This window comes from Bacillus pretiosus (genome assembly GCF_051294775.1).
GTDB lineage: Bacteria > Bacillota > Bacilli > Bacillales > Bacillaceae_G > Bacillus_A > Bacillus_A wiedmannii.
Genome location: NZ_JBPPHF010000624.1, coordinates 1 through 280 on the forward strand (window position 1 = coordinate 1; position 280 = coordinate 280).

Annotated in this window: 1 rRNA gene; it reads right to left on the reverse strand. The window is 53.6% G+C overall.

What is annotated here, in order from left to right:
- Positions 1-280: ribosomal RNA gene (locus ACSG5Z_RS32435) — 23S ribosomal RNA — on the reverse strand; the annotation flags it as partial.

The window sequence follows — 280 nt, forward strand, 5'->3', positions numbered from 1 at the left end:
TCTTCTATCCTTCTGCGTCCCTCCATTGCTCAAACGATAAAGAGGTGGTACAGGAATATCAACCTGTTGTCCATCGCCTACGCCTGACGGCCTCGGCTTAGGTCCTGACTAACCCTGAGCGGACGAGCCTTCCTCAGGAAACCTTAGGCATTCGGTGGACGGGATTCTCACCCGTCTTTCGCTACTCATACCGGCAGTCTCACTTCTAAGCGCTCCACCAGTCCTTCCGGTCTGACTTCACTGCACTTAGAACGCTCCCCTACCACTGATACCATTGGTA